This window comes from Streptomyces pimonensis (genome assembly GCF_041380215.1).
Classification (GTDB): Bacteria; Actinomycetota; Actinomycetes; order Streptomycetales; family Streptomycetaceae; genus Streptomyces; species Streptomyces pimonensis.
The window spans coordinates 74566-93297 of record NZ_JAHWZY010000011.1 but is presented as its reverse complement, the minus strand read 5'-3'; the positions used below and the strand labels follow the sequence as shown (position 1 = coordinate 93297).

Genomic DNA, 18732 nt, shown 5'->3' with positions numbered 1-18732 from the left:
CCGCGCGCCGCGACGACGCGCGGGCCGGGTGCAGGTCCGTGAAAAATGACAGCGATATTGCTGTCTATATTGTCAACAATCTTGTAGCGTGCGTAACGCCTCGGTCCCGAGGTATCGGCGATGTACTTGATGCTCAGTGAGGGGAGACCCCGTGCAGCGGCTCTCTGCGTCCTTCGGACGCGACGCACTCACCCGTCCGACCGGTACAGGTAAAGGACGCCCCGTGACCCGCACACGTTTCCTGAAGGGTGCGGCGTTCGCGGGTTCCCTCGTCCTCGCGGCGGTCGCGATGCCGGTCTCAGCCGCGGTGGCGGCTCCCGCCGCCGGCCGCGGCCACGTGGTGGACCGCGAGGACGCGGCGCTGGACTTCGACTCCGCCGCCTACACGCCGATCACCGTCACCGTCGACGGCCGGCCGACGAACGTGCGCTGGTACAAGCAGATCTGCTATGTCGCGAACCCGGTCGCGGCGGCGGCCCAGCAGTCCGGCGGCCCCGGCGGCGGTACGACGATCACCGACACCGCCTGCGGCTACCAGAGCATGAACGTGTTCGTGCCCGAGAGCGCCTTCGGCGACCAGCGCGCCCCGGTCTACTTCGCCGTCAACAACAGCGGCTGGAAAGCCAGCTACCTGCGGGCGAGCGTCACCGCCGGCACCTCCTACGACAGCGCGACCAGCACCGTCGGCGCCGCGCTGAAGGCCGGCTACGTCTTCGTCGACGTCGCCAACCGCAGCCGCGGCCTGGTCGGAGCGGACGGTACGGCTCCCGGCAAGGCCCCCGCGGCGGTGGTCGACGCCAAGGCGGCCGTCCGCTACCTGCGTCTCAACGACGCCGCGATGCCCGGCAGCGCGGAGCGCATCGTCGTCAACGGCACCAGCGGCGGCGGCGCCCTGGCGTCGATCCTGGGCGCCTCCGGCAACAGCGCCGAGTACAACTCCTACCTCGCCGCCATCGGCGCCGCCGGTATCGACGCCAAGGGCCGCAGCACCCTGCGCGACGACGTCTTCGCCGTCAACGCTTACTGCCCGATCACCGACCTCGGCAACGCCGACATCGCCTACGAGTGGCTCTACAACGTCCTCGGCACCCGCGACGCCACCGGCTCCAACCCCTCGCCGTCGGACGCGGCCGAGATCGCGGCCCGGTTCGAGCGGTACGAGAAGAGCCTCGGGCTGCGCAACCCCGACGGCTCCAGGCTCACCGCTGCGACCATGCTCGACACCATCAAGAAGGAAGTCGTCCGCTCCGCCGAGACCTATATGAAGGCGGACCCGGCCCACACGATCCCGCCGCTGGGCGGCACCTTCGAGATCACCTCCCGGGGCACCACCGTGTCGTACGTCAACGACTGGATCGACGTCGACACCGCCACCGGCCAGGTGCGTTCCGTCGACATGACGAAGTACCTCGCGTTCGTCGCCACGCAGGCCACGCTGAAGACGACCCCCGCCTTCGACGGCGTGGGTGTCGACGGGAACGTCACCAGCGGCACCGAGACCGACCTGTTCGGCCCGCCGACGCAGAAGTACATGAACTACACCGAGTACAGCTGGAACAACAACGACGTCGCCGGTGACGGCAGCGGCCTCGACGACACAGGGCTGACCTGGAAGCAGTACACCGCGAAGAAGAGCACCACCGTCGACGACCAGGTGCACCTGGTCAACCCGATGGACTTCATCGGCACGAGCGCCGACACCGCGCCCAACTGGTACGTCCGGCACGGCACCCGCGACCGGGACACCGCGTTCACCGTATCCGTCAACCTCGACCGGGCGCTCGCCGCCGACAAGCAGGTCGAGAGCCTTGACTACCAGCTCGCTTGGAACCAGCCGCATGCCGGCAACTACGACGTGCCCGAGGCCATGGCCTGGATCGCCGAGGTCGTCGGCAAGGCCGGCGACCCGCTCGCCGGGCACAAGGGCTGAACCGCCCGCGCCCGCGGAGGCGGACAGCCGGTGCGGCCCCGCGCCGGAGAGGTGATCAGGGAGCGGGTCAGGCCGACTGGCGGACGACGATCCGCGCGGGCGGCGGGTGCAGGCCGTCCGCGCCGAGGCCCAGGGCCAGGCGGGCGCTGAGCCGGCCGTGGGCCTCGGCGTAGACATGGACGCTGGTCAGCCCCGGAGTGGTGTAGGCGCCGTACCCGTTGTCGTCGAAGCCGATGACGGCGACGTCGTCCGGCACGCGGTGACCGAGGTCGCGCAGGGCCATGAGGACGCGCAGGGCGATGTCGTCGTTGAAGCCGGCGACGGCGGTCACTTCGGGGGCGCCGGTCAGGAACGCCCGGACGGCCTCGGCGCAGGCGGCGCGACCGGGCGGCGCGACGAAGGTCCCGGGGGTGCGAATGCCCAGGTCGCGCGCGGAGAGTCCGGTGAACTTCAGCCGGGTCGCGGCGAGCGGGGACCCGGCGTCGGGCAGGGCCGTGGCGACGGCGGTGTGGCCCTGCTCCACCAGGTGGCGCAGTTGCAACGCCGTGTGGGCGGCGAGGCCGTCGCGCCAGCCGCCGCCGAGGTCGTCCAGTTCCCGGCCGGTGAGGTAGGTCTCGCCGGAGCGGATGACGGCGCGGGGCGCGATGACGTCCAGGACCTGCTGGGTGGACTACGGCGTGTGCTGGCCGTGCCGGACGAGCAGGACGTGGTCGTGGGCGGCGAGTTCGGCGTCCAGGCCCTGGACACAGCCCCGGGAGTGGTGACCCTCCATGCCGGCGTCGATGTTCAGGACCACGACGCGGGACGACCCCTCACGCAGGGCGCGGGCGACCCCGTGCGGCACGTAGCCCAGCCCCCCGGGCGGCCTGCCTGACCCGGTCCCGGGTCGCGGCGGAGATGGTCTGGTGGGGGTCGTCGTTGAGGACGAAGCTCACCGTGGCGCGGGGGACGCCGCTGGCCGCCGCCACGTCGTTCAGCGTGACTCTTCCGGAACTGCCCATCACCCTGCTCCGATGCGGTCGGCGCACCGCCCGCCCCCGCGGGTCGGCGCACCGCCATTCTAGGGACCCGGGCCGGCCCCCGGGATGCGGGCCGTCAGCCGGCGTGCTGTGCGTGGCCGTCGCCACGCCGGTGCCCGGGGTGGCACTTTCGGTCTCCGCGGGCGCGGCTCCTGTCGGATTCGGGCCCTGCAGGGCACCTGGCTCGCCTCGTCCTGGCAGCGCGCCCCATAGTTCCCAGGACAAACGGCCGACGGCGGCACGTCTGCCTTCGCGAAGGAGTCTGGAATGGGTGCAGCAGTGGTGGAACAACGCCGTGACCGGCGTACGGCGACGCTTGTCATGGCCTGTCTGGGGGGTATTCGTCGGCTATCTGCCGGTGACCACGGTCTCCGTGAGCCTCCCGGTCATTCAGCAGGCCCTCGGCGCTTCGACGGCCGACCTGTCCTGGGTGTCGGACGCCTTCGTGCTGCCGGTGGCCGCGCTGATCCTGACCGCGGGGGTTTTCGGGCTCATGTGCTGGACCTGTGGGTGTGATCATGCGAGTTGACGCCGCGGGAGGACTGGTCGGTTGCCGCCGAGGCAGAGCATGACGAGAGCGATGACCGCATCGGCGGTGCGAAAGCCGAAGCCGCGGCGGATGATCAGCCGGGTCTTGGTGTTGGTGGACTCGATCAGCCCGTTGCTCAGTTCCTCGACGATCGCGTGCAGAATCGCGTCGTAGTGGCGCTTGACCTTGTGTTTTACCCCTTTCCGCGACGAACTTGAGTACGTCGGCGGCCGTGGCGAAGCGTCGTTCGGTGGGTGTCACGGCGTATTGATCCTGGTCGAGGAGAGGCTGGACGTCCTCGATGGCGTTGCGGATGGTGCCGCGACTGACGCCGAAGACGTCAGCCAGGACCTGCTGGTCGCATAGCCCTCGTTGGGAAAGAACGGGCGCCAGGACCCGGTCGGCGTCGGTGATCTTTTGGCGGAAGAGGCCACCGCGAGTTCCCGGTCGCCTGTCACCGCCGCGCTGGCGATGCCGGCGTTCTTCGAGGGCGGCCTGGTAGGGCACGGCGATCTTGTCGATCAACACCTGGAGCTCTGGTCGGGGCATGCCGGTAAGGGCGGGGTGGGACAGCACTTGGGAGAGCTCCATGCGACTGGTGGTCGCGCCGCCTTCCGCCCAGTCGCGCAGTTCCCGGGCGGAGGAGAAGTAATGCGCGGTCTGTGTGACGGTGATCTTCTGTGCGTCCATGAGCGTGCGGGTCTCGCCGATGGCCTTGCCGATGGTGACCGCGTTGATGGCCAGCAGATCGACCAGCACCTTCTGGGAACAGACGCGGCGCAGATAGATCACGGTGATCAGGACGCGATCGGCGTTCGAGAGCAGGGGTCTGCCGTGTGCTCCGGGGGCCTGCAAGCGTCGGCCGCCACGCTGCTGGAACTTGCGTCGCTCCGCCTGGGCGGTTTGCGCAGGGGCCAACTGGAAGGTCCACGAGGAGTCAGCTCTGCTGAAAGCACCGCCCGGTGCTCGTGAACGGCGGACCGGCTCCGACGCGCTCACCGGGGGCTGCTCCGGGTGCCGGCGGCGGCGCAGCCGGGGGAAGTGACGGCCCGGCGGGGGAGTGACGGCCCGGCGGGGATGCGGATGGCTACCCCCCTACGAGGCGGCCGTTCCGCATGTCGATCGTCCGGTCCGCGAAGTGGCGTACGACCGCCTGGTCGTGGCAGATGAACAGGTACGCGAGCCCCAGTTCCTCCTGGAGGCCGGCGAGCAGGTTGAGGACGCCGGCCCGGACGGACGGGTCGAGGGCGGAGACCGGCTCGTCGAGGACGAGGAGCCGGGGCTCGGACACCAGCGCCCGCGCGATGCCCGCGCGCTGGCACTGCCCGCCGGACAGCTCGTGCGGGAAGCGGTTGCCGTGGGCGGTGTCCAGGCCGACCCGGTTCAGGAGTTCGGCGACCCGGGCGGGGCCGTCCGCGTCGTCCCAGCGGCCCTGGACGCGCAGGGGCTCCGCCACCGCGTCCCGGATGCGGTGGCGGGGGCTGAGCGAGCCGTACGGGTCCTGGAAGACCGGCTGCATCAGGGGCCGGAGCGGGCGCAGTTCGCGTTCGGTGAGCACGGTCAGCTCCCGGCCCTCGAAGCGGACCTCGCCGGAGTCGGGACGGCGCAGCTGGAGCACGGCGGTGGCCGTGGAGGACTTGCCGCAGCCCGACGGGCCGTTCAGGGCGAGGGTCTCGCCCGCCTCCAGGGTGAAGGAGACGTGGTCCACGGCGGTGACCGGGCCGTACCGCACGACCAGGTCGCGGACGTCCAGCAGCGGGTCGTCCGCGGCGCGGCGCGGTGAGGGGATCCCAGGGATGCTCATACGGATTGCTCCAGGAACAACTCGGTCGCCGGGCGGGGCACGTCCTCCCAGCGGTGGCAGGAGACCGCATGGCCGTCGCCGGCCGTCCGGGGACGCGGCTCCTCGCGCCGGCAGCGGTCGTCGGCCAGCGGACAGCGGGGCGCGAAGGCGCAGCCGGGCGGGAGGCGGTCGAAGGAGGGCGGGGCGCCGGGGACGGTGGGGAGACGCCGGCGGCCATGGCGCCCACCGGGTCCGTCCGGCGGCAGCGACGCCAGCAGCCCCGCCGTGTACGGCGCCGCGGGGCGGTCCAGCACGCGCCGGGCCGGACCCTGTTCGACCTGGCGTCCGGCGTACATCACGAGCACGCGGTCGGCGTGGTCGCGGACCGTCCCCAGGTCGTGCGTGACCAGGACGAGGGCGGCGCCCACCGCCTCGCGCTGCTCACCGAGGACCCGCAGCACCTGCTCCTGGAGGTCCGGGTCCAGCGCGGTCGTCGGCTCGTCGGCGATCAGCAGGTCCGGCTCGTTGATCGTGGCCATGGCGATGACGGCGCGCTGGCGCATCCCGCCGGAGTACTCGTGCGGATACGCCCGCGCCCTGCGTGCGGGGTCCGCGATGCCCACCCGGTCGAGCGCGGCGACCGCCCGCGCGCGGGCCTCCGTGCGCGAGACGCGGGCCACCGACCTTACGGCGGCGGCGAGTTGGTCGCCCACTGGGTGTACGGGGGAGAGCGCGGAGAGCGCGTCCTGCGGGACGAGGGCCGTGCGGCGGCCGCGCAGGGCGGTGCGGGCTGCGGCCGGGGCGCCCACGAGTTCGTCGTACGAGTCCGGTGTGCGGCGCAGCCGCACACTTCCCGTCACACGGGCGCCCCGGGGAGCCGCGCCCAGCAGCGCGCGTGCCGTGAGGGACTTGCCCGCGCCCGACTCGCCGACCACGGCGAGGACCTCCCGGGCGCGGACGTCGAAGGTCAGCCCGCTGACGACCGGGGCCCCGTGCAGGGAGATGCCGAGACCGCGTACCGAGAGGAGGGCGTCGGTGTCAGGTGGTGCTGCCGTCAAGGGAGTCCTCCTTCCGGGAGGGCCGAGGGGTGAACCGGGAGGTGCGGCCGGCCGTCGTGCGGCGGGTGCGGGGGACGGTACGGCCCTGTGTGTACGCCGCGCCTGCCACGGCGAGACCGGCCAGCAGCGCGAGGGCGACCGCCGGGGCGAGCGCCGCCCACGGGGCCCGCTCCACGTACGCGCGGGACTCCTCCAGCAGCAGACCCCACTCGGGAGCGGGTGGCTGGGCGCCGAGTCCCAGGAAGCCCAGGGAGGCGAGGGCGAGGGCGATGCCGGGGAGGCGGAGGACCGCATGCCGGGTGACGGGGCCGGCCACCGACGGCAGGACGTGGCGGGTCAGGATCCACCACGGGGTGGCGCCGATGGCGCGCTGGGCGGTCAGGAACGCCGACGCGCGCACCTCCTGCACCAGGGCCGCCGCGTGTGCGGACAGCGGGGGCCAGGAGACCAGCGCGACCGCGAGGGCGGCGCCGCCCGTACCGGGGCCCGCCGCCGCCGCGACCAGGATGCCGACGATCACCGGCGGCAGCGCGTTGGCGATGTCGGAGGCCCCGGCGGCCACCCGCGGCAGGAATCCGAGGGCCAGGGCGAGCAGCAGGCTCGCGAGGCACACGGCGACGGCCGTGCCGACCGTCGTGGTCGCGCCGTGTCCGAGCCGGGCCAGGACGTCCCGGCCGAGCCCGTCGGTGCCGAGCGGATGCGTCCACGACGGGGGCAGCAGACGGGCCGTGGTGTCCACGGCGTACGGGTCGCGCAGCAGTCCCCAGCCGATGGCGGCCAGCAGGACGGCGCCCAGTGCCGCGGGGACCGCCGGGTGTGCGCGCACCGGGCGCGGTGCGGGCAGCGTCAGGCCCGCGTCGCGCAGCGCCGGGCCGAGCAGCCGGCGCCGTACGAGCGTGGCCAGCGCGCCCGTGACCAGTCCCAGCACCAGCAGCGCGAGCACGGAACCCTGGAGCAGCGGCAGGTCCTGGGACTTCGCCGCCCCGAGCGCCGTACGGCCGATGCCCGGCACCGCGAACACCGTCTCCACGGCGACCGCCCCGCCGGTCAGGCCGACGGCCACCATGCCGAACTGCGGGACCAGCGGCGGCAGGACGCGCCGCAGGGCGGCCGCCGCGATCGGCCCCCGGCTCACCCCGGCCTCCCGCCACAGCTCCACCCAGCGCTCGTCCAGCACGGCCGGCAGCGCGTCCGCCACCAGGCGGCCGAGGAGCCCGCCCGCCGGGACGCCGAGGGCGACGGCGGGCAGGATCATGTACTCCGGGCCCTGCCAGCCGGAGGTCGGCAGCACCCCGATCCACACTCCGCACACCAGCAGCGCGACCGTGGCGAGCAGGAACTCGGGCACTGCGGCGAGCATGGCGCCGAACGCTCCCGCCGACCCCCGGCCGCGCACCAGAACCGGCGCGACCAGGGTGCAGGCGAGCAGTACCGCGACCGCGAGGGCGGCGGCCATGAGGCTCAGCGACACCTGGAGGCCGGAGAGCACGGACGGCAGCACGTCGGTGCCCGAGACCCACGAGGTGCCGAGGTCGCCGCGGGTCAGCCCGGCGAGCCAGTCGCCCAGCAGGGACAGCGGGCCCGCGTCCAGGCCGAGGTCACGGCGCACCGCGTCCAGGGCCTCCCGGGTGGGCTCCTGCTCGGCCGACCGTGCCCGCAGCACGGTCAGCGCGGGGTCGCGGCCGGAGAGCCAGGGCAGCAGGCCGACGGCGGCCAGTACGGCGGCGAGGCAGACGAGGCGGCTCAGCACGGCCGCGCCGGCCTGCCCGCGTGTGCGGGGCCTCACCTGACCCGGGTGTCGATCGTGACGAGCTCACGCTCGCGCGGGTCGTGGGCCGCGTCCGCGACCCCGGCGGCGTCGCCCTGGACGACGCGCTCGTGCAGCATGGGCACCGCGGCGTCCGTGGCGAGCACGGCGGCCTCGGCCTCGATGATCGCCCTGCGCCGCGCGTCACCGGTGGGCGCCGAGGACGCCTTCTCCAGCGCCTCGTCGACCGCCGGGTCGGCCAGCTGGGAGATGTTGAAGGACCCTTCGGAGGCGAAGTCGCTGTAGAGGTAGGCGGCCGGGTCGCCGGAGTCGAGGACGGTCGCCCGGGACAGGATGAAGGCGTCGAACCGGCCGGCCAGCGCGTCGGACTCGATGTTCGCGTACTCGCGGATCTCCAGCTTCACCTTGAAGCCGGCTTGCTGCAGCTGCTGTTGGAGGGTGGCGGCGACCTCGGGGAGTTCGGCGCGGTCGGTGAAAGTGCCGATGGTGACGGTCCTCCCGGCCGGGTCCCCGGCCTTCGCCCGTCCTCCGGCCGGCTCGCGCAGTCCGGTCGCCCACGGGAGCGCCGGGCCCAGCAGGCCCTCGGCGACGTCGGCGCGTCCCTCGTAGACACCGTCCACGAGGGACTTCGTGTCGATCGCCTCCCGTGCCGCCGCGCGCAGCGAGGCGTCCTTGAAGACGCCCTTCTCCGTGTTCAGGTACAGGGTGTTGGTGCGCGGCATGGGGACCTCGGTGATCAGGTCCTGGTCGAGCACGGCGGCCTGCGAGACGGGGACCGCCTCGACGATGTCGGCCTCACCGCTGCGCAGGGCGGCGGCCCTGGCGGTGCCGTCGGGCACGAAGCGGACGTCGATGCCAGGGGCCTTGGCCTCGCCGCCCCAGTAGTCGTCGTAGCGGTCGAGGGTCGCCGAGGACGTGCCGTTCACCTCGGTCAGTTCGAAGGGGCCGGTGCCCGCGCCGACCGGGTTCACGGTCTTCCCCTTGTACGCCTTGGCCGCGAGGATCGCGAGCTGCGGAGAACTGAGGCGCTGCGGGACGAGCGGGTCCTCCTCGGCGGTGGTGACGGTGACCTTGTCCCCGTCGGCCTTCACGGTCATGTCGACGCCGTCGAGGATGCGCGGTTTGGGGGATGCGGTGGCGGCGCGGGTGAGGGAGTTGACCACGGCCTCGGCGGTGAGGTCGGTGCCGTCGTGGAAGGTGACACCGTCCCGGACGGTGAAGGTCCAGTCGCGTCCGGACTGCTTCCACTCGGTGGCGAGGGCGGGCTCGGCGTCGCCGTCCTCGTCCAGCTTCACCAGGGTCTCGGCGGTCGACCAGCGGGACAGCTTGAACGCGTCGTCGGAGAGCGGGGAGAGCCCCGAGCGCGGCGGCTGCATCATCGCGACGCGTATGCGGCGGCTCTCGCCCTTTGAGGAGCCGTCGGTGTCCGACGCCGCGGAGAAGCAGCCGGTGAGCAGGAGGGAGGCTGTGGTGGCCGCGGTGAGAGGGAGGAGACGGGCGGGGAGGCGCACGGGGGACACTCCGGGGCAGTACTCGGTCAAGATCGGATGTGCGATGACCGTAACATGATGACAATCATTTTCAGAAGTCCGGTTCCTTTCGGATCCCTTCCCGCCCCGTCCGGCAGGGCGACCTCTTGCGAGTTGGCGTGTGACAGCGGGAAGTGAAGCATCCGGCCTGTTCAGGGCCGACTTCGACCGGTGGCGGACCGGCCCGGCCGGTTCCGGCCCGGTCCGAGGCAGTCGTCGCCAGGAAGACCGCCACGGCGCCGCAGTGGCCGGAACGCTGCTGGTGCCCGCAGTGCGAGCCGCGGTGCCCTCGTGCACCGTCCTGGCCCGCAGCGTGCCGGTCCACGAGGTGCGACCGCGTCAGCCGGCGATGACGGTGGCCTTCACGGTGTTCTGCTCCTCGTCCGGGAGGAGCGCCCGCCCGGACAGGGGCCGGAGCACGGACACGGCATGCTCTTCGTCGCGGCCCGGATCGTCGTTCGTCCGTACTTTCCCCTCACCGCCCGTGTGGTCGACAGGCCGACCTGGTCGAGGCCGCGATCCGTGGTGCGCGGTGTCATCGTGCAGGAGCCGGCAGGGACGCGGGACGGACGGGCGACCGGCCGCCACCGAGGTCCTGGCCGGGCCGGTGCCGTGTGCGGTCACTCCGTTTCCGGCTCTCGGCGCCCGTATCGGGGTCTCCCGGCACCGGCGCCCACGGTCGGGCCGGGGAGGCGCCGGCGGAGGTCTTGACGGTCCGGAAGTCCGGCCCGCGGACGGGAGGCTACCGTCGTCCCAGTTCCGTCAGAAGCATCGCCAGTGAGGCGCCGGGGCGCCCGAGTGCCTCGCTGTATCGCTGCAGGACGTCGTTCTCGCGGGCGAGTTCGATCGTCGGCCTTCCTGTGGCCCGGCGCCGGGTGGTCAGTTGCGCACAGATCTCGGTGCGCCGACGGACCAGTTCGATGATGGCCGCGTCCAGCTCCGCGATATGCGTGTGCAGGCCTTCGGTGGGGCTGTCCGTGGCCCTGGGCATGCGGAAGTGCCTTCCCGTGCGAGGTCGATGGGAGCGGATGCTTCGCCACGTCGGTGGCGGAAGGCGTGCCGAGAGGTGGGCACGCCGAGAGGGTCAGCGACGTCCGGTCACCAGCAGAGTGGGATGGATCAGGTAGTAGCCGGGCTCGTCGACCACGTACTCAGGACGTCCGGGGGTCAGCAGGGCCTCGGCCCGTGCGATGTCCTCCTTCGTCATCCCCGCGTCCCTGCCCCGCGCCCGAGCCCCCGCCAGCAGTTGGGGCCACACGACCTTCTCCAGGTAGGGGCGGACCGCCGGGTCCGCGTCCGCGGGGAAACCGACCCGGGGCAGCACGTGGAGCCGCACGTCGTGCAGGCCGGCCGCGGTCATCCAGTGCACGTGCCGCGCGTAGTGCTCCGGGCCGTCGGCGGGGATCCCCCAGTCCAGCTCCGAGGCGGTGAGGAGCTGCCGCTCCAGACGGGTATGCCCGGGAAGGAACGTCGAGCTGTAGTAGTTGCTCGTGAAGAGCGCGAGCACGCCGTCCGGTGACAGGGCTCCGGCCAGCCGTGCGACCGCCGCTGCGGGATCCTCGACATTCCCCGGCCAGATGACGTCGCTCGCCCAGATCGCGTCGAAACGGTCCTCCCCGGAGGCCCTTGCGGCAACCTGGAGCAGGTCCGCGGTCTCGGTGCGCACCTGGCCGAGGACGTTCTCCTCCTGCGCGTGCCGGAGGGCCAGCGCGAGCGCGCTCTCGTTGCGGTCCACGCCCAGGACCCGTGCCTGTTCACCGGCGGCACGGGCGAGGGCGACCAGGCCGCCGCCCGCACCCGTGCCCACATCGAGGATGCGGTGACGGCCTTTCAGGCCGAGCAGGCCGACGGCCCGCTCGACGACCGGCGCCATGAACGCCCGGTTGGTCCTCAGGTACGTGGTCAGTCCTGCCTCGTCGACATTCGCCATGACCGGCAGCCTAGTTGGAAATCGTTTTCATGTACAACCTTATTGAGAACGATTATTGTTTCCATATGATGTGGTGCAAGGTGCCACGGTCACATGCCGGGTCGGTCGGGGCCGGGCTCCGGCCGCACGCCGTGCCCGCGCGGACGTCATCCGCGCTGCGCCCGGGCGGTGACGGGCCCGCGCCCGGCACCCCGTCTCTTCTCCCTGCAAGCAAGGACACACTGTGAGTAACATCCCTCGTCGCGCCTTCCTCGGGTTCGGCGCCTTGGCCGCCGCCGGCGTCTCAGGGTTGCTGACCGCCTGCTCCTCGTCCCCGGACGGTGGTGGCGACGACACGGGTACGACGTTGCGCGCGGCCTTCGCCGGAGGCGGGTCCAGCGAGACGTTGAACTACTTCGTCGGCCCGACGGCCCTCGACTTCGTCCGGGCGCGGCTCGTCCACGCCCCTCTCGGGGCCATCGACGCGGGGCGGCCGGACGGCGTCAGCTACGGGATCCTGGAGTCGATCGAGATCAGTGACGACCTCACGTCGTACACCCTGCGGCTGCGTGACTCCGTCACCTTCACCGACGGATCCCCGGTGACCGCCGCCGACCTGCTCCACTCGCTGCGCGCCCCCGATGAGTTGGAGGGGCTGCCCTTCACCCGCCTCGTCGGGCGCAACTTCGACCTCACCTCCGCCCGCAGACTCGACCGGCGCACCCTCCGCCTGCCCGCCGCGCGGCCGATCGCGGACGGACGCCTTCTGCTGTGCCAGAGCATGCTGGTCGTCAAGGACGGCACCACCGAGTTCACCCCGGGAACACCGTCCTGCGGGCCGTTCGTGATCGAGGCGTTCGAGCCCGGGCAGCAGACGGTGCTGCGCCGCAACCCCGACTACTTCGGCGACGACGTGCACCTGGACGAGATCCACCTGCTGTCCATAGGCGACGCCGAGGCGAGAGTGAACGCGCTCCGGGAGGGACAGGCCGACTTCGTCAGCGGGGTCTCGCCCTTCAACGCGCGGGACCTGGCGAAGACCCGCGGTCTCACCGTGAGCGCCGGTGAGCCGCCGTACGTGTCGAACCTGCGGTTCGAGATGAACCTGTCGCACGCGCCGTTCAAGGACGAGCGCGTGCGCAGGGCGTTCCGTCTCGCGGTCGACCGTCAGGCCATCGTGGACACCGTGTACTTCGGCCGCGCCGAGATCGGCAACGACGTCCCGGCGCTCGGCTTCCCCAGCTACGACACGGGCCTGGAGCAGCGACCCCACGACCCCGACGAGGCGAAGGCGCTGCTGCGCGAGGCCGGTCACGAAGGGATGTCGATCGAGCTTACCGCCGGTCCCGAACTGACCGGCATGGTCGAGACGGCCACGCTGATAGTGGAGAACCTCCGGGCCGTCGGAGTGAAGGCCCGCCTGAACGAACTGCCGGCCGGGCAGCTCTTCGCCGACTACGAGGCCTACCGGCGTCTCCCGTTCGCCGCCGGATACAACCCGTCGGCGCCCTTCGAGGCCAACCACACCCCCGGAACCTTCCCCGACGTCGACGAACTGGTGGCCACTGCGCGCAGCGCGCCGGCCGAGAGCGACCGGGAGGCGGCCTCGCACAAGGCGCAAGGCCTGCTGTGGGAGAAGGGGAACGAGATCATCCCGGTCTTCGTGCCCACCGTGGACGCCCACACCGACAAGGTGAGCGGTGTGCGACCGCTTCAGTTCCCTGACCTTTCGGCCGCCGAACTGGCTTCGGCCTGATCGCGTGATCCGGTCCGGACTGACCCGTGGCGCGACGGCCGCCGCGATGATGCTGCTGCTGTCGGCGGTGCTCTTCTTCTCGACCGAGGCGCTGCCCGGGGACGCGGCGGGGGCCGTCGCCGGCGCGGACGCCACCGAGAGCGAACGGGCGGAGATCCGCAAACGCCTGGGGCTGGACGAGCCGGCGGTGGCACGCTACGTGACGTGGCTGGGCGACGCGCTGACCGGCGATCTCGGCCGCTCCTCGGCCGCCGGCAGGCCGGTGGCCGAGGTGCTCGCCTCGAGGTTCGGCAACTCGGTGGTGCTGGTCGGGCTCGCGGTGGCCGGGATCGCCGTGCTCGCCACGGTGTTCGGGCTGGTCGCCGGTCTCCGGGCCGGCCGCCCCGGGGACCGGCTGCTGTCGTCGATGACGGTGACGCTGATCGCGCTGCCGGAGTTCCTTCTGGCCACCGGGCTGGTCGTGGTGCTGGCCCATCAGGGCGGGTTGTTCCCGGCGGTGTCGATGTTCCCGCCGGGGGATTCCCCCTGGCGGCATCCGGACATGCTGGTGCTGCCCGTGGCCGGCCTGGTTCTGGGGGGCCTCGGGGTGGCGACTCGTCTGGTCCGCGCCGCCGTGGTAGGCGTTGCCGGGAGTCCCGCGATCGAGCAGGCCCGGCTGGACGGGGAGTCGGGAGTGCGGCTGGCATGGTCCTATGTGCTGCCGGCGGCCGCCGCTCCCGGGATCCAAGGACTGGCCGTGATGGCGGCCGGTCTGCTCGGTGGCGGTCTCGTCGTGGAGACGCTGTTCAACTACCCAGGCCTGGGAAGTGAGTTGGCTCGTGCCGTCACCTATCGGGACGCCGCGATGGTGCAGGGGCTCGGGTTGGCACTGGCAGGTTCCGCGCTGCTGATCCTGTTCGTGGGCGACCTGCTGGCCGGACTGCTGAACGTCCGGTCCCGCCCCACGTCGTGGCGTCGGACCGAACGGGGTGCGTCGTGACACGCGCGATCCTCGGACGGCTGCTGACGGCAGCTCTGCTCCTGACGATGCTGGTCGCACTGGTCGGACCGTGGCTGCCGCTGCCCTCACCGACCGAACGGGTGGGCATGCCTTTCGAGCCGGCGAGCTGGTCGAGGCCCTTCGGTACCGATGTGCTGGGGCGCGACGCGCTGGCCAGGACGGTGCACGGCGGGCGGACTCTCGTCCTCCAGGCGGTGGCGGCGACCGCGCTGGGCAGCATCGTCGGGCTGGTCGTCGGCACCTGTGCGGGCCTGGCCCGGGGCGGACCCCTCACCGGTGTGCTGCGCGTGGTGGACGGCCTGGCGGCCGTGCCTCCGCTCCTGATCACGCTGTTGATCGCGGCGGGCAGACCGGGCAGCGACTTCGCCGTACTCGTGGCCGTCACCCTGGTGAGCCTGCCGTTCTCCGTGCGTGTCATCGGCGCGGCCACCGCCCGGCTGGCCGACCTGGCCTACGTACGCACCGCGCTGGCACGGGGGGACGGCAGGTTCGCGGTCGTCCGCCACGACATCCTTCCGAACATCGCCTCCGAAGCATGGGCCGAGGCCGGCCTCCGTTTCATCGCCGCCACGCAGCTCTGCGCGACAGCCGGCTTCCTGGGCCTCGGCGCACCGGCGCCGGCCGCCAACTGGGGCCGGCTGGTCCGGGAGAACGCGGTGGGCGCGGGAGCCCAGCCGTGGCCGGTGCTGGCTCCGGCTCTGCTGCTGGTCGTCCTCGCACTCGGGATGACCCTGACCGCGGACCGCCTCACGTCTCCCGTCGGGCGGCCACGAAACGAACGGAACACCGCGCCATGAACCTGGTGGAGGTTGCGAACCTGAGCCTGTCGTCCGCCGAGCGGAGGGTGCTCTCGGACTGCTCGCTGACGATACGGCCGGGGGAGCGGGTCGGACTGGTCGGCCGGTCGGGGTCGGGCAAGACGGCACTGGCACACGCCCTGCTGGGCTATACGAGGCAGGGGCTGGCACGCGTCGGAGGGACGGTCCGGGTCGCGGGTCACGACCCGTTCTCACCCGCCGGCGCACGGCGGGTGCGTGGCCGCCTGGCCGCGTACCTGCCGCAGGACTGCGCCAGCGCGCTACCTGCCGAGCATCGGGTCGGATGGGTGCTGGACCGCGCGGCCCGCCGGTCCGGAGTGGCACGTGCGCAACTCGCGTCCTTCCGCAGGAACGCACTCGAACGGATGGGACTGCCCGCGGACTTGGCGCGGGCCTTTCCCCACCAGATCTCCGGAGGCCAGGCTCAACGAGTGGCCCTGGCCTCGGCTCTGGCCGCCGGCGCGGAGCTGCTCGTCCTGGACGAGCCGACGAGCGGCCTCGACCCGGGCACGAGGGAGGACCTGGTCCACCTCCTGCGCACAGCCGTCGGTCATGCCGCCATGCTGGTGGTGAGTCATGACATGGACGTGGTCGACCGTCTCGCCCCCCGTCGCATCGTCATGACCCACGGCGGGCTCATCGATGCCGGCGTCCCCGACCGCAGTGCCGCCGAGGGCCCGAGCATCCCTCGGCGGCCGGTCGAGGGGGTGCTCGACGCGCGTGCTGTGGAGGAGAGGGCATGCGTGCTGAGGGCCGAGGGCGTGCGGGGAGGACCAGGCGGAGAACGGGTTCTGAGGGAGGTGAACCTGACACTGGGCGCCGGCGAGTGTGTGGCCGTCATGGGCGCCTCCGGAGCAGGAAAGACCACGCTGGCACGGGCGCTGGCGGGCACGCTGGAACCGGTCGGCGGCCGCCTCTGGTTGAACGGCGCTCCCCAGCCGTGGTCCGTCGCCCGCAGACCGGCGGCCGACCGGCTCTCGGTGGCCCATGTGGACCAGGACAGCCGTGCCGCCCTCAACCCGCGCGAGACCGTCGGCAAGGCCCTCGAGAGAGCCCGTCGCGCAGCCGCCCGCGGTGGTCTCACCCCGCCCCCGGTCGCGGAGCTCCTCAGCGCGGTCGCCCTCCCCCGGAGCGCGGCGGGCCGCCGCCCGGGCGAGCTGAGCGGAGGGGAACGTCAGCGGGCGAACCTCGCGCGAGCCGTCGCCGCCGGGCCACGCGTACTGCTGTGCGACGAGGTGACCGCGTCCCTCGACGGCGCCACTGAGCGGGAAGTGCTCGACATGCTGGCGGCGCTGCGGGAGGAACGGGGCCTTGCCGTGCTCCTCATCACGCACAGCGGGGCCGTCGCCGCCACGGCGGACCGATGCCTCGCGTTGGTGGACGGCACCCTCGGGCCTCCTGTCACGTACCTGCGTCCACCGGGATGCCGACGGGGGGCGGATCAGGGCGTGTCCGGGGGCTGAGCCATACGCAGGCGCCGGTGGACGGGGCTGCGTACGGCGCGGGGAGCGGCTCCCGGTCCCGGGCCGGGAGCCGGGATCCACGGGAGGAGCCGCGCGGCGTGACGTCGGCCGTCGCCTCTTCCCCGCCGCGCTGCTCGCCCCGGATCAGGTCACCCCTCGTGCAGCGTGACGGCCCCTGCGGGACACCGGTCCACCGCGTCGCGGACGGCGTCCAGCCCGGCAAGCGAGGGATCGGGCGTCCGGAGCACGACGAGCCCGTCGTGCAGGTCCTGATCGAACACCTCCTCGGCGGACAGCACGCACTGCCCGGCGCCTACGCAGAGATCGCGGTCGACGGATACCCGCACCGATCCTCCTCTCCCGCCCGTCCGGGCACCGCCGGACCGGACATCATCAAACCGAGCACCGCCGGGCCGGACAGTGCGGCGGCCGCCATCAGGCCCGCCCGTCCGCGCGTCGTGCCCTCTCCCTCAGCGCGTTCTTGTCCGTCTTTCCCACAGGGGTCAGGGGCATCCGCCCGATCGCCGCCACCCGGTCCGGTGCCTTGTAGGCCGCCAGTCCGCGCTCACGGAGGAAGGAAGCCAGTTCCCGGGTGCCGGGCACCGGGCCCGCGCACACGACGAACGCCACGGAACATTCGCCGAGTTCGGGATCCGGCGCGGCCACGAGCGCCGCGGAGTCGATGCCGGGGTGGGCGAGCAGGTGCTCCTCGACCTCGGTGGCGTCTATCTTCTCGCCTCCCCGGTTGATCTGCTCCTTGACGCGGCCGACCACGCTGAGGTGTCCGGTGGGGAGCCGCCGGACGAGATCGCCGGTGCGGTAGAAGCCGTCCTCGGTGAAGTGCGTCCGGGCCAGCTCGGGGGAGCGGTAGTACCCGCGCAGTGTGTAAGGGCCCCGCGTCAGCAGCTCGCCGACGTGGCCGTCGGGTACGGCCGTGCCGTCCCGACCCACGACGAGGACCTCGTCCGCAGGTGAGACCGGGCGGCCCTGGGTGGAGCAGACGATCTCGCCCGGGTCGTCGAGGGCGGTCAGGTTGAGCAGTCCTTCCGCCATACCGAACACCTGTTGGAGCCGGCATCCGAGTGTGGGCTCGATGCGGCGCGCGAGGTCGTCGGCCAGTCGTGCGGCACCGACCTGCAGGACGGCGAGGCTGGAGAGATCGCGACGGCCGTCCTCGGACTCGCGCAGCCAGTACGGCACGAGCGGCGGGTTGATGGCGGTGATGGTGACCTTCTCGCGCTCGATCAGCTCGAGAGCGGTGCCGGGGCTGGGGCTGGGGGAGAGCACCACGGTCCCGCCGGCCTGCAGTGTGCCCAGGATGCCGGGGCAGCTCATCGTGAAGTTGAAGGCGACCGGCAGGACGGCGAGGTAGACCGAGTCCGCATCGAGCCGGCACACCTCGGCCGCGGCCCGCGCGTTGTAGGCGTAGTCCTGGTGCGTCCGCGGGATGAGCTTGGGCGTGCCGGTGGTGCCTCCGGACAGCAGGAGGAGCGCCAGGTCGCCGGGAGCGACGGGCGGCCCGGGGGGCGTGACGGCGGGCGCCTGCGGATCGAGCAGCGTCTCGTAGGGGACGAAGCCGGTGCGGCCCCCCGTGTCACCGACGACGATCGTGTGCCGCAGCGACGGATGGTCGGCGCCCAGGTCCGCGGCCAGCGGCCGGTAGTCGAAGCGGGCATGCCGGTCGGGGATCGCGTAGGCGACCGCCTCGGTGATCCGGGCGAGGTGGGCGATCTCGTGGCGACGGTGCCCGGGCAGGGCATGGACCGGCACGGCGCCGAGCCGTTGCAGGGCGAACCACAGCAGAACGAACTCCGCGCGGTTGGGCAGCTGCACGATGACCCGGTCGCCCCGGCGCAGTCCGAGACGGTGCAGGGACCGGTGCAGGACTTCGACGTCGGCCTCGAGTGCCGAGTAGGTCCAGCGCCGGTCGCCGTCGACCAGGGCCACGGCCTGCGGGCGTGCCGCTGCCTGCCGGGCCGGGAGGTCGCCGAAGACCTCGTCCCGCCAGTGGCCGGCGTCGCGGTAGCGCTGCGCGGCCTCGGGTGGCCAGCCGGGCCAGTCCGGTGTGCCGGCCGGCGCTCCGTGGACCGAAGTCGTGCCCATATGTCCTCCAGGGTGCGGAAGTTGCAGCTGGTGCAAACGTCAACAAGCGTCTAGGCTAAGCTAAGTG

17 protein-coding genes and 2 pseudogenes are annotated in these 18732 nt (G+C 72.5%); 7 read left to right on the top strand and 12 right to left on the bottom strand.

Annotated elements, in window-relative coordinates:
* Positions 1-223 precede the first annotated feature (223 nt).
* Positions 224-1930, top strand: coding sequence for a subtype B tannase (locus KYY02_RS13450; RefSeq protein ID WP_371238147.1), 1707 nt, complete (start codon positions 224-226; stop codon positions 1928-1930).
* Positions 1931-1997: 67 nt separating this feature from the next.
* On the opposite strand, the gene KYY02_RS13445 is transcribed toward KYY02_RS13450, so the two are convergent.
* The 3 genes from KYY02_RS13445 to KYY02_RS13435 all read right to left on the bottom strand — a co-directional run bounded on the left by KYY02_RS13445 (position 1998) and on the right by KYY02_RS13435 (position 2931).
* Complete coding sequence (locus KYY02_RS13445) at positions 1998-2471, bottom strand: substrate-binding domain-containing protein (protein WP_371238146.1); 474 nt, start codon at positions 2469-2471, stop codon at positions 1998-2000.
* 129 nt (positions 2472-2600) lie between these two features.
* Positions 2601-2774, bottom strand: coding sequence for a hypothetical protein (locus KYY02_RS13440; protein WP_371238256.1), 174 nt, complete (start codon positions 2772-2774; stop codon positions 2601-2603).
* Entirely contained in the window at positions 2743-2931 is a 189-nt protein-coding gene (locus KYY02_RS13435) for a LacI family DNA-binding transcriptional regulator (RefSeq protein WP_371238145.1), read from the bottom strand. Before KYY02_RS13435 ends, KYY02_RS13440 begins: the two co-directional genes overlap by 32 nt.
* Positions 2932-3216: 285 nt before the next feature.
* Here KYY02_RS13435 and KYY02_RS13430 point away from each other — a divergent pair.
* Both KYY02_RS13430 and KYY02_RS33935 read left to right on the top strand, forming a co-directional pair.
* Positions 3217-3439: pseudogene (locus KYY02_RS13430) on the top strand (hypothetical protein); the annotation flags it as partial.
* 35 nt (positions 3440-3474) lie between these two features.
* A complete protein-coding gene (locus KYY02_RS33935) occupies positions 3475-3696 on the top strand; it encodes a hypothetical protein (protein ID WP_442538147.1) in 222 nt (73 codons plus the stop codon).
* Here the strand turns inward: KYY02_RS33935 and KYY02_RS33930 are convergent.
* From KYY02_RS33930 to KYY02_RS13390, 7 genes and pseudogenes are all read right to left on the bottom strand, one after another.
* Positions 3668-4399: pseudogene (locus KYY02_RS33930) on the bottom strand (ISAzo13 family transposase); the annotation flags it as partial. The gene KYY02_RS33935 and the pseudogene KYY02_RS33930 sit on opposite strands and share 29 nt — an antisense overlap.
* A 166-nt stretch (positions 4400-4565) precedes the next feature.
* Positions 4566-5282: an ATP-binding cassette domain-containing protein gene (locus tag KYY02_RS13415; protein ID WP_371238143.1), complete on the bottom strand. Its 717-nt coding sequence runs from the start codon at positions 5280-5282 to the stop codon at positions 4566-4568.
* Entirely contained in the window at positions 5279-6319 is a 1041-nt protein-coding gene (locus tag KYY02_RS13410; RefSeq protein ID WP_371238142.1) for an ABC transporter ATP-binding protein, read from the bottom strand. Before KYY02_RS13410 ends, KYY02_RS13415 begins: the two co-directional genes overlap by 4 nt.
* Positions 6300-8105, bottom strand: coding sequence for an ABC transporter permease subunit (locus KYY02_RS13405; protein WP_371238141.1), 1806 nt, complete (start codon positions 8103-8105; stop codon positions 6300-6302). Before KYY02_RS13405 ends, KYY02_RS13410 begins: the two co-directional genes overlap by 20 nt.
* Complete coding sequence (locus KYY02_RS13400; RefSeq protein ID WP_371238247.1) at positions 8102-9598, bottom strand: ABC transporter substrate-binding protein; 1497 nt, start codon at positions 9596-9598, stop codon at positions 8102-8104. Before KYY02_RS13400 ends, KYY02_RS13405 begins: the two co-directional genes overlap by 4 nt.
* Positions 9599-10358: 760 nt before the next feature.
* Positions 10359-10607, bottom strand: coding sequence for a chorismate mutase (locus KYY02_RS13395; RefSeq protein WP_371238140.1), 249 nt, complete (start codon positions 10605-10607; stop codon positions 10359-10361).
* Positions 10608-10700: 93 nt separating this feature from the next.
* On the bottom strand, positions 10701-11546 hold the full coding sequence (locus KYY02_RS13390) for an SAM-dependent methyltransferase (protein ID WP_371238139.1): 846 nt from the start codon (positions 11544-11546) through the stop codon (positions 10701-10703).
* A 223-nt stretch (positions 11547-11769) separates the two neighbouring features.
* On the opposite strand from KYY02_RS13390, the gene KYY02_RS13385 reads away from it, so the two are divergent.
* From KYY02_RS13385 to KYY02_RS13370, 4 genes are read left to right on the top strand one after another with little or no spacing between them, the layout of a single operon-like run.
* The gene (locus KYY02_RS13385; protein ID WP_371238138.1) at positions 11770-13281 is read left to right on the top strand and encodes an ABC transporter substrate-binding protein; all 1512 of its coding nucleotides are present in this window, start codon (positions 11770-11772) and stop codon (positions 13279-13281) included.
* Between the two features lie 4 nt (positions 13282-13285).
* Positions 13286-14260, top strand: a complete 975-nt coding sequence (locus tag KYY02_RS13380) for an ABC transporter permease (protein WP_371238137.1) — start codon at positions 13286-13288, stop codon at positions 14258-14260.
* Positions 14257-15078 carry an ABC transporter permease gene (locus KYY02_RS13375; RefSeq protein ID WP_371238136.1) on the top strand — a complete coding sequence of 274 codons (822 nt, stop codon included), beginning with the start codon at positions 14257-14259 and terminating at the stop codon, positions 15076-15078. Before KYY02_RS13380 ends, KYY02_RS13375 begins: the two co-directional genes overlap by 4 nt.
* The gene (locus KYY02_RS13370; RefSeq protein WP_371238135.1) at positions 15075-16562 is read left to right on the top strand and encodes an ABC transporter ATP-binding protein; all 1488 of its coding nucleotides are present in this window, start codon (positions 15075-15077) and stop codon (positions 16560-16562) included. The genes KYY02_RS13375 and KYY02_RS13370 overlap by 4 nt, the downstream gene beginning before the upstream one ends.
* A gap of 149 nt (positions 16563-16711) precedes the next feature.
* Here the strand turns inward: KYY02_RS13370 and KYY02_RS13365 are convergent, their stop codons facing one another.
* Both KYY02_RS13365 and KYY02_RS13360 read right to left on the bottom strand, forming a co-directional pair.
* Positions 16712-16909, bottom strand: a complete 198-nt coding sequence (locus KYY02_RS13365) for a ferredoxin (RefSeq protein WP_371238134.1) — start codon at positions 16907-16909, stop codon at positions 16712-16714.
* Between the two features lie 88 nt (positions 16910-16997).
* Positions 16998-18665, bottom strand: coding sequence for a (2,3-dihydroxybenzoyl)adenylate synthase (locus KYY02_RS13360; RefSeq protein WP_371238133.1), 1668 nt, complete (start codon positions 18663-18665; stop codon positions 16998-17000).
* Between the last annotated feature and the right edge of the window lie 67 nt (positions 18666-18732).

What these genes read in the sequence shown, in the direction of transcription:
- KYY02_RS13370 (WP_371238135.1), top strand. Translation starts at nt 15,075, where the DNA reads ATGAACCTGGTGGAGGTTGCGAACCTGAGCCTGTCGTCCGCCGAGCGG.
- KYY02_RS13360 (WP_371238133.1), bottom strand. Translation starts at nt 18,665, where the DNA reads ATGGGCACGACTTCGGTCCACGGAGCGCCGGCCGGCACACCGGACTGG.
- KYY02_RS13435 (WP_371238145.1), bottom strand. Translation starts at nt 2,931, where the DNA reads ATGGGCAGTTCCGGAAGAGTCACGCTGAACGACGTGGCGGCGGCCAGC.
- KYY02_RS13390 (WP_371238139.1), bottom strand. Translation starts at nt 11,546, where the DNA reads ATGGCGAATGTCGACGAGGCAGGACTGACCACGTACCTGAGGACCAAC.
- KYY02_RS13415 (WP_371238143.1), bottom strand. Translation starts at nt 5,282, where the DNA reads ATGAGCATCCCTGGGATCCCCTCACCGCGCCGCGCCGCGGACGACCCG.
- KYY02_RS13395 (WP_371238140.1), bottom strand. Translation starts at nt 10,607, where the DNA reads ATGCCCAGGGCCACGGACAGCCCCACCGAAGGCCTGCACACGCATATC.